The organism is Sulfitobacter sp. UBA4523, from assembly GCF_002388305.1.
Lineage (GTDB): Bacteria > Pseudomonadota > Alphaproteobacteria > Rhodobacterales > Rhodobacteraceae > Sulfitobacter > Sulfitobacter pontiacus.
This window is the reverse complement of the sequence record NZ_DGMH01000035.1, coordinates 117,556-118,319: the sequence shown is the minus strand read 5'-3', so window position 1 is coordinate 118,319 and position 764 is coordinate 117,556. Positions and strand designations below refer to the sequence as shown.

Genomic DNA, 764 nt, shown 5'->3' with positions numbered 1-764 from the left:
GCGATCTCGTCATCGCCTTCTTCCTCGCGGACCTGAACCTCAAGATCACCGGCACCGACCTGCTGCGCCGCGCCCGTCAACCGGCCCACCGGCCCTGACAGACGTTCGGCAAACCACAGCCCCAGCCAGACCGCTGCGAGAATCAGGATCACCGCAAAGCCCACATAAAGCAGCCCGAATTCGAACAACAGCTTGCCGCGCTCGTTTTCAAGCTGTTGGTACAGCCGCACCGTCTCCTTGGTATCGTCCAGCAGCGACAGGATTTTTCCGTCCACATCGCGGCTGACGTAAAGATAGCGATCGACAAAGGCTTCCATCAGCACCAGCGCGCGGAATTCGTTGTTATCCCAATCCTCGATCACCAGCGGCGCGCCGTCGAGCTCTTGTGCCTCGCGGATCTGTTCGGGTGTCGGTTCTTCGAAATCGAACAGATAGGACCGGTCGCCGCGCGCGCGGATCTGGCCGGTGCCATCGATCATATAGGCCTCGCGCAAGCCGCGCTGGATCAGGCGTTGCCCGTCCGCCAAAAGCTGTGTGTCAGGCACATCAACGCCCTGCGTGCGCGCTTGATCAATCGCGCGGGCCAAGGCGATGGCATCTTCGCGCAGATCGTCGCTTTGCTCGTTCTCATAGGCTTCGGCGGCGGCCAGCGAATTGCCCACCACCGACCGCACCCGATCCGAGAACCAGCCTTCAAGCCCGACGTTGATCGTCAGCCCCGCAAAGATCGCAACACTCACCGTCGGGATCAGCGCCATCAGCGC

1 protein-coding gene is annotated in these 764 nt (G+C 61.8%); it reads right to left on the bottom strand.

Going from position 1 to position 764, the window contains the following annotated elements; translation table 11 throughout:
• On the bottom strand, positions 1-764 hold a 764-nt coding region (locus tag B3849_RS08975), incomplete at both ends, for a HAMP domain-containing protein (protein WP_286780034.1).